This window comes from Enterococcus sp. S22(2020) (assembly GCF_020295385.1).
In the GTDB taxonomy this organism is placed as follows: Bacteria; Bacillota; Bacilli; order Lactobacillales; family Enterococcaceae; genus Enterococcus_L; species Enterococcus_L dunnyi.
This window is the reverse complement of the sequence record NZ_JACFUD010000004.1, coordinates 108,781-124,613: the sequence shown is the minus strand read 5'-3', so window position 1 is coordinate 124,613 and position 15,833 is coordinate 108,781. Positions and strand designations below refer to the sequence as shown.

Below are 15,833 nucleotides of genomic sequence, written 5' to 3'. Positions count from 1 at the left end.
AAATGAAATTCAGGAGGTATATAATGAAAATAAATGGGGCTGCACTTGTTGGGTTATTATTTTTAGATTTGATTTTAGTTGGATTTGGTATTGCGTTGATTGCACTTATTTTCTCTTTGTGGGTCGTCGTCTACTCTTTTATCGCTTCACCGTTTTTAGTCATTGGTGCACATTTCCTGCAGTTACAGGAATTCACGCTTTGGCGCATCGTTTTAGGAGCAATCCTTGCAGCGCTTAGCTTTACTGTGATTTTACCCTTTGCAAAAACTGCTACCAGCAAAGTGAAAGCATTGTTTATCCAGTATTTTGCTTTTCATCAACAAAGTTTGTATAAATAAGCTTAAAAAAAATAGACCTAGAGATCGTTCTTAGAACTTTTCTCTAGGTCTATTTTTATTGGTTAATCATTATTTTGCATCGCAGCTTTTAGCGCTTGAGCTAATGCACTTTCTTCTGGTTCTTCTTTTTGAGCATATTTTTTCATTAGTTTTCGTTCTTCATGTTTGCTCAATTTTTTACTACGTTCTTTTTTGTCTTGCATTTTTTCAGTGATCGAGCAGTATTTACATTTGAAATAGGCACCATTTTTCCCTTCAATGATCTCCATTTTACGATGACATTGAGAGCAACGATGATTCGATACCTTAGGATCTTTTCTTCTGCGGTAGTTACACTCTTGATTGGTACACACATAAATTTTTCCATCTTTGGTGTTTTTCTCGCGTAAATTTGAACCACAGTCTGGACATTTCTTTTGTGTGATCGAAAAATCCTGATATTTGCTTTCACTTTGTTTGATTTCACTGACAAGCTTTTTCGTATCGTGCTCGATTTCTTTCAAGAAAGCGGTACTGCTTTGCTTGCCTTTAGCGATCGCTTCAAGTTCTTTTTCCCATTTTTCTGTTAGCTCAGGTGTTACCAACGATGGATTGACTAGCTCAAGTAATTGTTTTCCTTTTGAAGAAACCATCAAGCCGCTTGTTGTACGCTCCATCAATTCAGATTTGATCAGCTTTTCAATGATTTCAGCACGAGTCGCTGGTGTTCCCAAGCTATGCTTTTCCATCAATCCTAGTAAGGTTCCTTCTGTCAACGGTTTTGGTGGACTCGTTAATTCTTTATTGATCGTAAAATTCGGCGGAATCACCATATCTAGCTTCCAATCAACAGATGATACAGCTTCTTCTTTCTCTTGCTTCCAGCCTACTTCTTCTACTTTGTTTTGACGGAAAATAAATTGTTCTTTGCCAAAACTCACGGTTATTTTTGTTTGTTTTGTTCGGTGCGGTTCTGCGAACATTCCTAGAAAGCGTGTAACGATCATGTTGTAGATTTTTTGTTCATCGCCACTCAACTTCTCATAACGCGGCCGTTGCTCTGTCGGGATCAAAGCGTGGTGATCTGTAACTTTCTCATTTTGAAAGACTTTCGTCAATTTGACCTGAGCGCCATTTTTGATATATGTTTTCACTTCTGGTGCAAAATCGCTGACTGCCTGCAGTCGTTCTTTCATTGTCGCTTTCATATCTGTGGTCAAGTATTTACTGTCTGTTCTTGGATAAGTGACGATTTTATGAAATTCATATAGGCTTTGAACAAGGGACAATGTTTTTTTTGCTGAAAATTGATAACGTTGGTTCGCTTCTCGTTGGATTTCTGTTAAATCATAAGGCAATGGCGCTTGTTCTGTCTTACTTTTTTCTTGGATATCCGTTACTTTCCCTTTGGTTTCACTAAGCTTTTTAACAAATACTTCTACGTCATTTCGCTCTTTGAAACTGTATGGATTACTTTGTACTAATTTTGCTTTTTCTTTTTGCACATGTAGGTCTACAGAAAAATAAGCTTGTGGACGGAAACTTTCGATTTTCTTTTCTTGTTGTCGTACTAACGATAATGTTGGGGTTTGAACACGTCCTGCTGACAAGCTGTCCTGATATTTAACAGTCAATGCTCTTGTCACATTTAAACCGACTAACCAGTCTGCTTTGGCACGAGCTAGTGCAGAGTAATACAAATTGTCATACTCTTTAGCAGGCCGCAATTTCTTAAAACCGTCTTTGATCGCTTTGTCTGTCTGAGAAGAGATCCATAGTCTTTTGACTGGTTTATTGAAGTGAACATACTCCAAGATCCAGCGTGCAACAAGTTCTCCTTCACGTCCAGCATCCGTTGCGATCACGGCTTCTGATACATCTTTGCGATTCGCTAATTGTTTGATCGCTTTTAATTGATGGCCTGTTTTAGGCAAAGGCTTGATCCCTAGATTTTTTGGCACCATCGGCAAAGTTTCCATTTGCCAGCTTTGCCATTCTTTATTGATATCTTCCGGCATTTTTAATCCTAATAAATGACCTAACGCCCAAGTCACGATGACAGTCGGTCCTTCATAATAGCTTTTATTTTTTTGATTTGCTCCTAGAACTTTACTCAAATCTTTGGCAACACTAGGTTTTTCAGCAATGATCAGTTGTTTATTCGCCATTTTTTTCACTCACTTTTCTTTGACTTTTATATAGATGTCCGTTTAATTTTAAATTTCAATGCCTTCATTTTAACATATTCTTTTCCACCATTGCGATCTTCGGAAATCTTTTTATTGAAATGTTACGAATAAAGCTTTATACTTACTATTAGTAAGTATAAAAAGGAGAAACTATGATCACAATTGAATTTTTTCACGACGTTATTTGCAGTTTTTGTTTTCCCATGTCTTATCGAATGAGACAAGTTCAAAAGACCCTTCCCGATATAAAAATCATCCACCGTTCCTTTGCCCTCGCTTGGGAGCCTGAACATCTTGCTCAAATGTTTGGTTCTAGAGAGCAAGCGAAGCAGGAAATCCTCTCACATTGGGCCCATGCCAATCAAAATGACGAGCTGCACCGCTTTAATATTAAAGGAATGGAGCAAAAAGACTTTCTTTTCCCAACTTCAAAAAACGGGTTGATCGCTGCTAAAGCTGCGGGCGTGATTGCAGGTCAGGAAGGCTACTGGGAACTTTTCGATGCGTTACAACATGCGCTATTTGTTGAAAATCAAAATATTGAAGATCTGTCAGTCATTTCTGCTCTCGTTCAAGCAAGCTCTTTAGATTTTGAACAATGGCAAAAAGCATTTGATGATCCTGCCACACTCGCTTTAGTTGACGCTGATTTTCAATTAGCCGATCAGTATCAACTATCGGGTGTTCCGGCATTGATCGTTAATGGAAAGTATCTGATAAATGGTGCTCAGCCGCTTGAGCAGATCATTCAGGCGATCAAAACGATCAAAGAAAAAGAAAGTCCTATCATTGAGATCGTAGACACTGACCAGTCCGCTGGTGCTTCTTGTAATATGGAAGATGGCAAATGGGTCTGCGATTGATCAAAAAAGAGCCCAAAACAAAACTAGTTTTTAGTTTTGTTTTGGGCTCTACTTCTGAATAAAAGACGAGAGAAAGCGACTTATTTCCCAGAACTAAACGCTTTTTATCTCAGCTTCATTTTTAGACTAAACTTGTTTTACAGCACTTTGGTTTTGCACAATCATTATGACGTTCATGAAAATCATCGCCGCTTTCAAACGTAACAGCCTGATGATCTTTTAACAAAGCTAATCCTCTGTACTGTTGTAAATCTTCATCACACTCTTCACACCAACGCTCATCACCGTCATTCCAAAACGCTGCCAAATAATTTACTTTAGTATTTATGTATTCATGAGTTGATGAAAGTTCTTGCCATTTTTTTATGTAGTAACGTTCTGCGTCTTCAAGACAGTCAAAGCTTTTCTCTTCTTCAATATCTTCCTGCCAGTCTTCAAAAAACCACCACGGTTCATTATCACCGTACATGGTAATTACTTGGTACATCCGTTAATCACTCCAATTCTTTCTACAAGTGCTATTCTAGTCACTTAAAAGGAATCTTTCAACTTAAGTGCTTGTGAAATGTTTTTTGTTTAAACGCTCATTTTTCATTTTACCATAAGTCAAAGGAGAATAACGTCAAATTTTTCCTTTTTATCTAATTGCAGACGGAAAAGGCTTTTGCTAAAATAGGAATACTATGGAAAGGATCGTTTATTATGAAAAAACCTGTATTTTGGAATTCAATTGGCCTTTATCTACTTCTTTACAATAATATTTTGATCATTATTAGTCTGATCATGGCGCTGAAAGCTGTTGTTGAAGGGGATGGAACCTTTGGAGCAGATGTTTGGTATCAAATTTTAGTGTTCATCGTTTATATCATCGTGATCGCTGGTCTTTTGACTGGCGGAAAAAAAGGGTATATCTTGGCTTGCTTATTTATTCCTTTTATCTTTTTGATTTATTTTTATCCGCCGATCATGGTGCGGATTTTCCCAAAAATGGTTATGTTAGCTTTTCGTGTAGCAGAATTCGGTTCAATTGTTTATTTGATTGTATCCCCGGAATCTAGAGCCTATTTTCGTAATAGCAGCAGTCAGGATGGGACAAACTCCAAGAAATAAGCGGAAATTATTTCTGCTTCCACCGTTTATTCGTTTTAAAAAGAACTGGGTCGTAACTCTACGAGTTACGACCCAGTTTCGCTCTAAAACTTGATAAAAGTGGTCAAAAGTCTGGTTCTTCGACAATTTTTCAAAAGGCAATCATTACAAAAAACGTATTATTTTTCTTTTGCTTCAATTGCTCAAACCTTAACGACTTTTGTCTCAATCTACTATATATATTGTAGAACTTTTTCTTCTTGATAGGCTTGGTCGATCAGACCGCCACCAAGGCATTCCATACCATCATAAAAGACAACGGCTTGTCCAGGTGTGATTGCACGAACTGGCTCTGAAAAAATGACTTTCGCTGTGGTCCCATCACCAGTTAAAACAACTTTGACTGGTACGTCTTGTTGACGATAACGGAATTTCGCTGTACATTCAAATTCTTTCGGCATATCCGTATCAACGGTAAAATGAATTTCACTTGCATCTAAATGAGTCGCGTACAAGCGTTCATGATGGAAGCCTTGACCAACATACAATGTATTCGTTTCAAGATCTTTACCGATCACAAACCATGGTTCTTGTGAGCCTTTACCCCCACCGATTCCTAGTCCTTGGCGTTGACCGATCGTATAATACATCAAACCATCGTGTTGGCCTTTGATCTCACCATCTAATGTAACCATGTTTCCTTTTTTAGCTGGCAGATAGTTACTTAAAAATTGTTTGAAGTTTTTTTCTCCGATAAAGCATACACCGGTTGAATCTTTTTTCTTGGCTGTAGCAAGATCAGCTCTTTCAGCGATCGCACGGACTTCTGATTTTTCCATGCCGCCTAACGGAAACATTGTTTTAGAAAGTTGTGCTTGAGACAGTTGACTCAAGAAATAGGTTTGATCTTTATTATTATCGACACCACGAAGCATACGTACCGTGCCGTCTTCTTTACGTTCGACTTGAGCATAGTGACCTGTAGCCACATAATCTGCTCCTAATTGCATTGCATAATCCAAAAATGCTTTGAATTTGATTTCTTTATTGCACATCACATCCGGATTCGGTGTGCGGCCGCGGCGATATTCCGCTAAAAAGTATTCAAACACTCGATCCCAATATTCCTTTTCAAAGTTTACTGAATAATAAGGAATCCCAATTTGATCGGCAACTTTTGCTACATCTTTGTAGTCTTCTGTTGCTGTACATACACCATTTTCGTCTGTGTCATCCCAATTTTTCATAAAGATGCCCACGACATCATAGCCCTGCTCTTTTAAAAGCAACGCTGTAACAGATGAATCTACACCGCCGCTCATGCCTACAACAACACGAGTTTTGCTGTTATCTGTCATTTGATCACCATCATTTCAATTTAGATTCTGAAATCATCCACGATTTGAAGGTCGTAACTTTTCAGTGATACTTATTATACTAGGATTTTGAAAGATGTAAAGGTATTGAGTGATTCTTCTCATTTAATTAAGAAATCATCGGATAGCCAAAAAACAGAGCCCTGAACAAAACTGTTTTCTAGTTTTGTCCAAAACTCTGTTTTTTTAACACACGGTGACCAAAAGTCAGATTCTCCAGTAATTTCGCAACCACCAACAGAAGCTAAGCGTTTTTTGACTCATCCTCTGCTATAATCTACGCTTTTTCAAATACTCCACGACTGATCATACCATCCATCAAGAAATAGAATTTCTCCTGACTCATCGCATGAGCATCACCTTTGAAAATGTTCATTGATTTTAAGCCGTTAGCTGTTGTAACAGACATTTTCAATGTTTTTAAGTCGCTAGCGATCGTAATTTTTAATTTGAAACCTTCTTTACTTTGGGGTGTTGCATCCAATGGACGAACCAATTGAAAATTACCAGAATTTGTTTCAACAAATCCATTATCTTTTAATGTATATTTTTTTGCTTGTTCATTAACTTTGTAATAGACTTCACAGCCTTCTACTGTTGCTTTATCAGCAAATGCCATTTTTCCACCTCATTTATTCATTGTTTCTTCTATTATAATTGTTATAGTCATTTTTTTCTACCACTAATCAGCTTTTCTTTCAGCTCGCTTTAAGTCTTTGGATCGTTTGAATCAAAATATCTGTAAATTCTTCGATTTGTTCTATATTCGTACCTAAACCAAAACTGATCCTTACTGATTCTTTGATAGCCGGATGGCCCTTCCCATACATTGCTTCCAATACATGAGAAGGTTCGACCGTCCCTGCAGTACAAGCCGATCCAGTAGAAATCGCTACTCCTTGAAGGTCTAAATGCATCAATAATAAGTCACTTGACACTTCAGGAAAACGTACATTCAAAATGTGCGCTAATTTATTTTCAGGTGCACCATTGATTTGATAAGCTACAGCTGCCTGATCTAGTTTTGTTAAAATCAATTTTTGGTAGTCAACATACGCTTCATGACGCCGTTTTTTCTCGGCATCAGTCAAAAGTTCTACAGCTTTACCCAAACCAACGATTCCCGCAACATTTTCTGTCCCTGCTCTACGTTTTTCTTCTTGTTCTCCACCATGTAAAAAAGAAGGAAGGGAAAGAGCATCATTTTTATACAGAAATCCTACCCCTTTAGGTCCATTGATTTTATGTGCTGAAATACTAAGTAGATCGATCCCAAGCTCATGAGGAGCTATTTGTTCTGACCCATATGCTTGAACCGCATCTGTATGAAAAACAGCTGGATGCTCTTTCAATAGAAGACCTATTTCTTTGATTGGTAAGAGATTACCGATTTCATTGTTGCCGTACATCACAGAAACAAGCGTTGTGTCTTCTCGCAATTCTTGCTTGAGCTTTTCTACAGATAATTGCCCCGTTTCATCGACAGGAAGGTATGTCACTTCAAATCCTAGCGTTTCTAGATATTTCATTGTTTCTAATACCGCTGGATGTTCAATTGCTGTTGTGATCAGATGCATTCCCTGTTCTTTTTTAGATAAAGCTGTTTCAATGATTGCTGTATTATCGCCTTCAGTGCCGCCGCTGTTAAAAATAATTTCATGCGGTTTGACGTGAAGGCTTTCTGCAACCACTTGACGTACATTTTCAATCTTGCGGTGTGCTTGACGGCCGAATGTATGGATACTGGATGGATTGCCGAATGTGTTTGCCATTTCAGCTGCCATTACTTCAATGACACTAGGATGCATCGGAGTTGTTGCCGCATGGTCTAAATAGATCGAAGTCATTGAACTCTTCCTTTCTGAACCACTTTTTATTGGCATTAGTTTAACATAAGTGTTCTCATTCCTCAAAATTTACTGTCATATCGTTTATTTTACAAATCGTTTTTCTTTGCGGTACGTATAAATATTTCCATAAGTGAATACTGCAATGCCCAGCCAAATAAAGCCAAAAGCCATAAATTGCTCTAACGAATACGGCTCGTGGTATATGAACAATGCTGATAAAAGCATCAAGGTCGGTCCTACATATTGGATGAAGCCAAGTATGATATAGGAAATCTTTTTTGCAGCTTCCGCAAAAAGAAGTAGCGGGATCGCTGTGACCACACCTGCACCGACCAATAGCAGATTTGTTGATAGTTCATAATTCATGAAGCCTTGCTTAGAGAAAAAGATCAGATAGATCAACGCAAGCGGCAAAATAACGAAGGTCTCGATCGTCAAGCCTGTATACGAACTAACAGAAACTCCCTTTTTGATCAGCCCATAAAAACTGAATGTTACCGCCATGATCAACGGAGCCAGCGGCAGTTGACCTGTTTGGATCGTTAATAACACAACTCCAGTCAAAGCCAATCCACAAGCGATCAAGCCCGAACGGCTGAGTTTTTCTTTTAAAATCAAGGTTGCCAGCAGCACGTTGACTAAAGGGTTCATATAATACCCCAAGCTAGCCTGTGTAACATGCCCTTGACTCACCGTATAAATAAATGTAAACCAGTTTAATGAAATCAAAATAGCCGCACAAATAATAGCAAATAATTTTTTCTTCTCTTTTAAAACACTTTTGACTTCAGCTAAAAATAGTGTCCATTTTTTTGTCACAAAAATATAGATTAGCATAAATAAAAATGACCAGACAATTCGATAGCATAAGATATCAAGCGGATCGACCATCGGCATCAACTTCCAATAAATCGGAATAACGCCCCAAAATATATAAGCAATAAATCCCAATAAAACACCTTTTCTTTGTTCTTTCAATCAAACAACTCCCTTTCTTATTCAATAAAAAGAAGCTCAGTATAAACACACAGCTGAACTTCTTTCGTAAAAACAGATAATGATTATTTTTCTTCTAAACGAAACAGCGGACTCATCGGTGTATTTTCATGGATACGCTTCACTGCTTCTCCCATCAATTCCGCACAAGATACAATATTTAAACCTTCAGGACGACGATCCTCTGAGATAAAGACAGAATCTGTCACACAGATCTGTTCGATCGGTGAGTTATCTAATGTCTGTTTTGCCCCTTTTGAAAGTAATCCGTGAGAAGCACAGGCATAAATACATTTTGCTCCGTTTTCCTTTAATATCTCAGCTGCCGTTGTCAACGTTTCTCCTGTATTTAAGATATCATCAACGAGAATACAAGTTTTTCCTTTGACTTCACCGATGACATAACCTGAACGCACGCCATCGACTTCATCCTGATCGATGATCGCTAATGTTGCATCAAGATATTCAGATAAGCTTCTTGCTCGCTGAACGCCACTGTTTTTAGGAGAAACTACGACAATATCTTCACCGGTCTTCCCTTGTTTTCGATAGTTATGCGCAAATAACGGCATCGTGAAAAGATTATCTACAGGAATATCAAAGAATCCCTGCACCTGAACTGTATGTAAATCAAGCGTCAGCACTCGTGTTGCTCCTGCTTCTTCTAACAAATTCGCTACTAATTTTGCAGTGATCGGTTCTCTTGGTTTTGCTGTGCGGTCCTGTCTAGCATAGCCATAATAGGGTAAAACAACATTGATTGTTTTCGCACTAGCACGTTTTAATGCATCGATCATGATCAATAACTCCATTAAATGATCGTTTACCGGTAAATTAGTTGATTGAATCAGAAAGACATGATCCCCACGAATACTCTCTTCAATATTGATTTGAATCTCTCCATCACTAAATTGACGAACCGTACTCTTTCCTAATTCAGTCCCGACAACCTCAGCTATTTTCTCAGCTAAAGGACGATTGGCATTCAAACTAAAGATCCGTAATGTTTTATCCTTGTATTTTTGGGTCATGATTTCCTCCGCACTTTCGATATTTTTACTCTGTATTTTTACTCAAAGCTTCATTTTCCATTCTACCATTGATTCGATAAAAAATCATGAATCTTTTTCTTTCTTACTAGAAAATAAGTGTTTTTATATTGTCTCTTTTTTTATTACAGTATACTTACAAAATTGTTCGTTGATTCACACAGAATCAAATTGCGTTTCTTTTCCTCATCAGTAAAATAAGAACTATATTGGAGGTGATTCGCTTATGCGGCATTCAAAACATCACAAAGGATCAAACTCATGGCTGCCTATGCTCGTTATTTTACTACTTTTTGTAGTTGTAGGCTTGGAAATATATTTGCTATTTTTTCAGCATCAATCTCATTCTGTTTCCAAAAGTGCTACAAGCGAAACAACACTTCCGTCTACACGATCCTCTGCTTCTCTAACCACAGATGCAAAAAGAAAAGAAAACTTCGATCAGACGGTCGAACCGACTTCAGAACTTGCTGATCGATTAAATCAACAATTGATCGATAAAAGTTTTGTTGGTACGGCTCTCGTTGTCCATAAGGGTCAGATCATTTTGCAAAAAGGATTTGGTTATGCAAATGTATCTGAAAATACTCCGAATACCTATCAGTCAACCTTTCAAATTGGTTCTATCCAAAAAGCAATGACTTGTGTGTTGATTTTACGGCAAGTCCAATCTGGTCATTTATCCTTAGAGCAAACCTTAGATCAATTTTATCCTACTGTGCCTGGAAGTCATAAAATAACGATTCGACAGCTATTAGCTATGCGTTCTGGTTTGTACCAAAATGAATACCCTACAGAGATGATGTCTGAAGATGACTTTCTCCGTTTTTCGATCAACCATGCACGAATGGGAGATTACGACAAATATAAATATGACGGCGTCAATTATCGAATTTTAGCAGGTGTTTTAGAGCGTGTGACCAATCAAACCTATCGTGAATTGTTTGAGCAAGCCTTCGTTCAAAAAATACAACTGACCCACACTTCTTTTTATGATGATTTCCTAAATTCTTTCAATCGTACTTATGCGTATGAAAAAATCGACGGCAACGATTTGGGAAATGAAATCACGGACAATCAGCTAACCTTTGATCAAGAAGTTGGTACAGGTAATGTAGCAATGACTGTCGGTGATCTTTATCGCTTTTATGCAAACTTATTCGAAGGTCATTTGATCGACCAAACACTCAGCGATAAAGTGTGGACACCCGAAACTGAAACAAAGTATATGGGCGGTCTCTATAATTTTCCTACTTATATCAAAGGACATGGCTCAGAGGCTGGCTTTGAATCTAATGCATTATTTTCTAAAGATCAACAAGATGCGGTGATCCTTCTATCGAATCAGCATCCGAAAGATAAAACAAATTCAGATTTAGCTAATGCGATGTTCAATTTACTTGGCCCTTACAAAGCTTAATTATTTTACTTCCTTTGAGAAACTGTGACACATTTAAAGAGAGGTTGAGACAGAAGTGGCTAATCCCGAGAAATAAGAAAGAATTCACGAAAATTGTTTTCCAAATTTTTGTGAATTCTTTCTTATTTCTGACCTTCAAAGCTTAGGGCTTTAGCCCTTAGCATTTGATGAGATCGGAGTGAAACGTAGTGGGATTGCTTCTGCTCTCACCGTTTATCCAGATTCCAGGTATCTGGGATTTGACTCACAGAGTTTTGTCCCAGACCCTTTCATTCTAAATATATAGCGAGACAAAAGCAGCTCCTTCTATTTCTCAGAGCTAAACGCTTTTGTCTCGTTTTTTTAGGTTCACCTAAAAAAACTTGATTTCATTTTAGCTTTGTCTTATACTAATTTTAAGGCAAACCTAAAAAGGAGTTTTTTTATGTCTATAACTAATAATAATATTACAGTCCAGCATTTGACTGTCAGCTATCAAGGTCAAAAAGCATTACAAGATATTTCATTACAGCTCTCTTCTGGGAGTATTACCGGTATCATTGGGCCAAATGGCGCTGGTAAATCGACTTTTTTGAAAGGATTGCTCGGTCTGATCAAAACGGAGTCCCGAAACGTTTTGATCGGTGACACACCGATCGACACTCAGAAAAAGCGAATCGCTTATGTAGAGCAACGCAGTGCATTAGATTTATCATTCCCGATCAATGTTCTAGAAGTTGTCCTTTTAGGAACCTACCCTAAATTAGGCTTATTCCACCGTCCTGGTAAGCTGGAAAAAGAAAAAGCCTTAGCTGCTTTAAGAACTGTTCAACTGGAAGCTTTTGCCAAACGACAAATCGGCGAGTTGTCCGGTGGTCAGCTGCAACGTGTCTTTATTGCCCGGGTACTGGCTCAAGATGCAGATATCATCGTTTTAGATGAACCTTTCGTCGGGATCGATATGACTAGTGAAAAGGTCATTATGGATATCCTCAAAGCATTGAAAGACGTTGGCAAGACGATCATTATTGTCCATCATGATCTGCATAAAGTTGCTCATTATTTCGATGAAGTGGTCATTTTAAAGAAAGAATTGATTGCTTTCGGACCTGTAGCAACGACTTTTACCAACAGAAATATTCAACTCGCTTATGGCGAATCTATGGGCGATATTATCATCAAAGGAGTGGCTGATGCATGATCACAAATTTTATTGACGGTTTGATCCGTTACCAGTTTTTACAAAACGCACTGATAACCTCGATCATTGTCGGGCTTATCTCAGGAATCATCGGTTCATTTATCGTTTTAAGAGGCATGTCATTGATGGGAGATGCCATTTCTCATGCGGTGTTACCAGGTGTCGCAGCTTCTTATATGTTTGGTGCAAATTATATTTTCGGTGCATCTATCTTTGGTATTTTAGCAGCATTATTGATTGGCTTTATCACACAAAAAAGCCAATTGAAAAATGATACTGCGATCGGTGTAGTCTTCAGCTCCTTTTTCGCACTAGGGATCATCATGATTTCTTTTGCAAAAAGCTCCACTGACCTTTACCATATTCTTTTTGGAAATGTGTTGGCTGTTCGTGATTCAGATATTTTGATCACTGCAGTCGTAGGTATTCTCGTATTGCTATTTGTGGGCGTGTTTTATAAAGAGCTGCAAATTACATCATTTGATCCTACAATGGCGCAAGCATATGGATTGAATGTTCAATTTTTCCACTATGCGCTGATGTTTCTATTAACATTAGTGGCCGTTTCTTCATTACAAACTGTTGGAACGATTTTAGTGATCGCGATGCTGATCACACCCGCAGCTACAGCCTATCTTTTGACGAATCATTTACCGACAATGATCGGGCTTGCTTCTTTGTTCGGCATTTTAAGTTCAATTATCGGCTTGTTCTTTAGTTATTCTTATAACCTAGCATCAGGAGCAACCATCGTTTTAACTGCTGCCGGATTCTTTATTCTAGCTTTTCTATTTTCACCAAAAAAGGGATTATTTTTTGCAAACAAACCGAAGGAGGACCTCTCACTATGAAAAAAATAGTCATAACTATTGCTGCATGTGCAAGTTTATTTTTATTAGCTGCCTGTCAATCGAAATCAGAGACGTCATTAGATGAAAAGAAACTAAATATCGTAGCAACTAACTCGATTCTTGCTGACATGGTAGAAAATGTTGGTGGCGATTTAGTGAATATCCACAGCATTGTCCCCGTTGGAACTGATCCACATGAATACGAACCGCTACCTGAGGACATTGCCAAAGCATCAGAAGCTGATATTCTATTTTTCAATGGATTAAACTTAGAAACTGGCGGAAACGGCTGGTTCAGTAAATTGATGGAAACAGCTCATAAAAAAGAAAATGAAGATTATTTCTCTGTCAGTCAGAATGTCACTCCCATGTATTTAACAAGTGCTGGCCAAGAAAATGAGCAAGATCCTCATGCTTGGTTAGACATCCAAAACGGTATTTCATATGTAGAAACGATTCGAAATACGTTGATCGATAAGGACCCAGAAAATGAAGCAAGTTACAATAAAAAGGCAGACGACTATATCAAAAAGCTTGAGACTTTGGATCAAGAAGCAAAAGAGAAATTCGCTGATATACCAAAAGATCAAAAACTATTGGTAACTAGTGAAGGGGCGTTTAAATATTTTTCTAAAGCCTATGGGTTGACGGCTGCCTATATTTGGGAGATCAACACCGAAAGCCAAGGCACACCTGATCAAATGAAGCAGATCATCGATCAAATCCGACAAACCAAGGTGCCCGTACTTTTCGTCGAAACAAGTGTTGATAAACGTAGTATGGAACGCGTATCAAAAGAGACTAAATTACCAATCTACAGTACCATTTTCACAGATTCTCTTGCCAAAAAGGGAGAAGATGGAGATAGTTACTACACAATGATGAAATGGAATCTGGATAAGATCCATGAAGGCTTGATGCAATAAACGATAGAAAGTAGCCGCACCTTTGATGAACGAAGGTACGGCTATTTTTTATCTGATCATCTCCTCAATATCGATGATTCGATCAGCGATATCAGCATAAAATTCTTCTTCATGTGAAACGATGATGATCGTTCCTTGATAGTCTTGAATTGCTTCACGCAGACTTTCCTTTGCAGCTGCATCGATGTGATTCGTTGGCTCATCTAGAAAAATCAGATTGCTCGTTTCCATCGTCAATTCACATAATTTTACTTTTGTTTGCTCCCCTCCGCTCAATAAGCGCAGCTGTTGATTTACCAATTTATCTGGCAATCCGCATTTAGCTAAAAATGTCCGAATTTCTTTGACCGTCTTTTTAGGAAAACGATCGCTTAAATAAGCTAATGGAGTCAAATAATCATTTTCCCATGTTAAGTCTTGAGAAAAATAGGCTATTTTGGTATTGGCTGGGTATTGAAATTCGCCGCTCAGTGATTTGATTTTTCCTGTCAGTGTCTTGATCAGCGTTGATTTTCCGATTCCATTGAATCCTTTGATCGCAACCTTTTCACCACTATGAACAGATAAATCGATTGGGGCTAGCAATGGCTTTTCATACCCAATCACTAATTGATCTGTGATCAACGCTAAACTGGCAACGATCGACTGATAAGGGAAAACGATATGTGGTGTCATTAGACTTCCAGGTGGTGTCAGTCTTTCTAGACGATCTAATTGCTTTTGGCGGCTTTTTGCCATGGTTGCACGATTTCCTGCTTTGTATTTACGAATATACGCTTCTGCTTTTTCTATTTTTGCCTGCTGGGCGTGATATTGTTTCAAGTAGCTTTCTTTATTCAGCTCTTTTTGGGCAAAGGATTTTTCGACATTTCCGGTATATTTTGTCAGCTTGCCGAATTCAATATCACAAATACAGTTTGTTACAGCATTCAAAAAATGATAATCATGCGACACCAGAATAAACGTACCGTCAAAATTAGTTAAATAGCTGATCAGCCACTGAATATGAGTATCATCCAAATAGTTCGTCGGTTCATCTAAAAGTAGTACATCAGGCTCTTCCAGTAACAGCTTCGCCAAAATCACTTTGGAACGCTGTCCGCCGCTCAGCTCCTTCATCGAACGATCCAACCCGATCGCTTCGATTCCTAATCCGTTCGCCAAATCATTGATGATTGGATCTATTTGATAAAAATCACTTTCATCCAGTTGCGTTTGCAGGCTGCCTGCCCGCTCTAATAATTTATCTTCGCCAGTCTCACCATAGATCGAATACAATTCATTGATTTTAGACTCGATCTCATATAGCGGTTGGTACGCTTGATGTAAAAATTCACTGATCGTACTTTCACCGGTCACCTCCATATACTGATCCAAGTAACCGATTTTGATATTGTTTTGCCAAGTAATTGCTCCCTCGTCTGCAAGTATTTCTCCTGTTAAAATTTTTATCAGCGTTGATTTTCCTACACCATTTTGACCAGTAAGTCCTAGATGGTCTCCTTTATTCACACGTAAAGAGGCATCTTCATAAAGTATTTTTTCCCCGAAACGCTGGGTCAGATGTTCGATCGTTAATAAACTCATGTAGTTCATTCCTTTTCCATTTTATTTTGTAAATCACGTGACACGTCCATTCGTTCAGTTTCTGCTATCGAACACCAATGCTCCGCACGTAATATCTTAGGTAAACAAAAAACAAGCGATCAAAAATAAGTCTCCCTTAT

15 protein-coding genes are annotated in these 15,833 nt (G+C 38.2%); 7 read left to right on the top strand and 8 right to left on the bottom strand.

The window, feature by feature from the left end; all coding sequences use genetic code 11:
* The first annotated feature begins 23 nt into the window (after nt 1-23).
* Nucleotides 24-338, top strand: a complete 315-nt coding sequence (locus H3T55_RS09160) for a hypothetical protein (RefSeq protein ID WP_087641171.1) — start codon at nt 24-26, stop codon at nt 336-338.
* A gap of 62 nt (nt 339-400) precedes the next feature.
* Here the strand turns inward: H3T55_RS09160 and H3T55_RS09155 are convergent, their stop codons facing one another.
* Complete coding sequence (locus tag H3T55_RS09155) at nt 401-2,485, bottom strand: DNA topoisomerase III (protein ID WP_225534237.1); 2,085 nt, start codon at nt 2,483-2,485, stop codon at nt 401-403.
* 173 nt (nt 2,486-2,658) lie between these two features.
* Between H3T55_RS09155 and H3T55_RS09150 the strand changes: the two genes are divergently transcribed.
* The gene (locus tag H3T55_RS09150; RefSeq protein WP_225534236.1) at nt 2,659-3,369 is read left to right on the top strand and encodes a DsbA family protein; all 711 of its coding nucleotides are present in this window, start codon (nt 2,659-2,661) and stop codon (nt 3,367-3,369) included.
* A 121-nt stretch (nt 3,370-3,490) separates the two neighbouring features.
* Here the strand turns inward: H3T55_RS09150 and H3T55_RS09145 are convergent, their stop codons facing one another.
* Nucleotides 3,491-3,856: a DUF1033 family protein gene (locus H3T55_RS09145; RefSeq protein WP_087641168.1), complete on the bottom strand. Its 366-nt coding sequence runs from the start codon at nt 3,854-3,856 to the stop codon at nt 3,491-3,493.
* Between the two features lie 215 nt (nt 3,857-4,071).
* Between H3T55_RS09145 and H3T55_RS09140 the strand changes: the two genes are divergently transcribed.
* The gene (locus H3T55_RS09140; RefSeq protein ID WP_225534235.1) at nt 4,072-4,479 is read left to right on the top strand and encodes a hypothetical protein; all 408 of its coding nucleotides are present in this window, start codon (nt 4,072-4,074) and stop codon (nt 4,477-4,479) included.
* Nucleotides 4,480-4,691: 212 nt separating this feature from the next.
* Here the strand turns inward: H3T55_RS09140 and mnmA are convergent, their stop codons facing one another.
* The 5 genes from mnmA to H3T55_RS09115 all read right to left on the bottom strand — a co-directional run bounded on the left by mnmA (nt 4,692) and on the right by H3T55_RS09115 (nt 9,711).
* Nucleotides 4,692-5,816, bottom strand: coding sequence for a tRNA 2-thiouridine(34) synthase MnmA (gene mnmA / locus H3T55_RS09135; protein ID WP_225534234.1), 1,125 nt, complete (start codon nt 5,814-5,816; stop codon nt 4,692-4,694).
* Between the two features lie 295 nt (nt 5,817-6,111).
* Nucleotides 6,112-6,453, bottom strand: coding sequence for a DUF1831 domain-containing protein (locus H3T55_RS09130; RefSeq protein WP_087641165.1), 342 nt, complete (start codon nt 6,451-6,453; stop codon nt 6,112-6,114).
* A gap of 79 nt (nt 6,454-6,532) precedes the next feature.
* A complete protein-coding gene (locus H3T55_RS09125; RefSeq protein ID WP_225534233.1) occupies nt 6,533-7,681 on the bottom strand; it encodes a cysteine desulfurase family protein in 1,149 nt (382 codons plus the stop codon).
* An 84-nt stretch (nt 7,682-7,765) separates the two neighbouring features.
* Nucleotides 7,766-8,662, bottom strand: coding sequence for an EamA family transporter RarD (gene rarD, locus H3T55_RS09120; protein WP_087641163.1), 897 nt, complete (start codon nt 8,660-8,662; stop codon nt 7,766-7,768).
* Between the two features lie 83 nt (nt 8,663-8,745).
* A complete protein-coding gene (locus tag H3T55_RS09115) occupies nt 8,746-9,711 on the bottom strand; it encodes a ribose-phosphate diphosphokinase (RefSeq protein WP_087641162.1) in 966 nt (321 codons plus the stop codon).
* A 244-nt stretch (nt 9,712-9,955) separates the two neighbouring features.
* On the opposite strand from H3T55_RS09115, the gene H3T55_RS09110 reads away from it, so the two are divergent.
* The 4 genes from H3T55_RS09110 to H3T55_RS09095 all read left to right on the top strand — a co-directional run bounded on the left by H3T55_RS09110 (nt 9,956) and on the right by H3T55_RS09095 (nt 14,106).
* Entirely contained in the window at nt 9,956-11,149 is a 1,194-nt protein-coding gene (locus H3T55_RS09110) for a serine hydrolase domain-containing protein (RefSeq protein ID WP_225534232.1), read from the top strand.
* Nucleotides 11,150-11,573: 424 nt separating this feature from the next.
* Nucleotides 11,574-12,329 (top strand): metal ABC transporter ATP-binding protein, encoded by a 756-nt coding sequence (locus H3T55_RS09105; protein WP_225534231.1) that lies wholly within the window; start codon nt 11,574-11,576, stop codon nt 12,327-12,329.
* Nucleotides 12,326-13,180: a metal ABC transporter permease gene (locus H3T55_RS09100; protein ID WP_087641159.1), complete on the top strand. Its 855-nt coding sequence runs from the start codon at nt 12,326-12,328 to the stop codon at nt 13,178-13,180. The genes H3T55_RS09105 and H3T55_RS09100 overlap by 4 nt, the downstream gene beginning before the upstream one ends.
* Nucleotides 13,177-14,106: a metal ABC transporter substrate-binding protein gene (locus tag H3T55_RS09095; RefSeq protein WP_225534230.1), complete on the top strand. Its 930-nt coding sequence runs from the start codon at nt 13,177-13,179 to the stop codon at nt 14,104-14,106. The genes H3T55_RS09100 and H3T55_RS09095 overlap by 4 nt, the downstream gene beginning before the upstream one ends.
* Nucleotides 14,107-14,154: 48 nt before the next feature.
* Here H3T55_RS09095 and H3T55_RS09090 read toward each other — a convergent pair whose 3' ends face one another.
* Nucleotides 14,155-15,693 (bottom strand): ABC-F family ATP-binding cassette domain-containing protein, encoded by a 1,539-nt coding sequence (locus tag H3T55_RS09090; protein WP_225534229.1) that lies wholly within the window; start codon nt 15,691-15,693, stop codon nt 14,155-14,157.
* Between the last annotated feature and the right edge of the window lie 140 nt (nt 15,694-15,833).

What these genes read in the sequence shown, in the direction of transcription:
- H3T55_RS09115 (WP_087641162.1), bottom strand. Translation starts at nt 9,711, where the DNA reads ATGACCCAAAAATACAAGGATAAAACATTACGGATCTTTAGTTTGAAT.
- H3T55_RS09090 (WP_225534229.1), bottom strand. Translation starts at nt 15,693, where the DNA reads ATGAGTTTATTAACGATCGAACATCTGACCCAGCGTTTCGGGGAAAAA.
- H3T55_RS09140 (WP_225534235.1), top strand. Translation starts at nt 4,072, where the DNA reads ATGAAAAAACCTGTATTTTGGAATTCAATTGGCCTTTATCTACTTCTT.
- H3T55_RS09130 (WP_087641165.1), bottom strand. Translation starts at nt 6,453, where the DNA reads ATGGCATTTGCTGATAAAGCAACAGTAGAAGGCTGTGAAGTCTATTAC.
- H3T55_RS09150 (WP_225534236.1), top strand. Translation starts at nt 2,659, where the DNA reads ATGATCACAATTGAATTTTTTCACGACGTTATTTGCAGTTTTTGTTTT.
- H3T55_RS09100 (WP_087641159.1), top strand. Translation starts at nt 12,326, where the DNA reads ATGATCACAAATTTTATTGACGGTTTGATCCGTTACCAGTTTTTACAA.
- H3T55_RS09160 (WP_087641171.1), top strand. Translation starts at nt 24, where the DNA reads ATGAAAATAAATGGGGCTGCACTTGTTGGGTTATTATTTTTAGATTTG.
- H3T55_RS09110 (WP_225534232.1), top strand. Translation starts at nt 9,956, where the DNA reads ATGCGGCATTCAAAACATCACAAAGGATCAAACTCATGGCTGCCTATG.
- H3T55_RS09125 (WP_225534233.1), bottom strand. Translation starts at nt 7,681, where the DNA reads ATGACTTCGATCTATTTAGACCATGCGGCAACAACTCCGATGCATCCT.
- H3T55_RS09155 (WP_225534237.1), bottom strand. Translation starts at nt 2,485, where the DNA reads ATGGCGAATAAACAACTGATCATTGCTGAAAAACCTAGTGTTGCCAAA.
- H3T55_RS09105 (WP_225534231.1), top strand. Translation starts at nt 11,574, where the DNA reads ATGTCTATAACTAATAATAATATTACAGTCCAGCATTTGACTGTCAGC.
- H3T55_RS09145 (WP_087641168.1), bottom strand. Translation starts at nt 3,856, where the DNA reads ATGTACCAAGTAATTACCATGTACGGTGATAATGAACCGTGGTGGTTT.
- mnmA (WP_225534234.1), bottom strand. Translation starts at nt 5,816, where the DNA reads ATGACAGATAACAGCAAAACTCGTGTTGTTGTAGGCATGAGCGGCGGT.
- H3T55_RS09095 (WP_225534230.1), top strand. Translation starts at nt 13,177, where the DNA reads ATGAAAAAAATAGTCATAACTATTGCTGCATGTGCAAGTTTATTTTTA.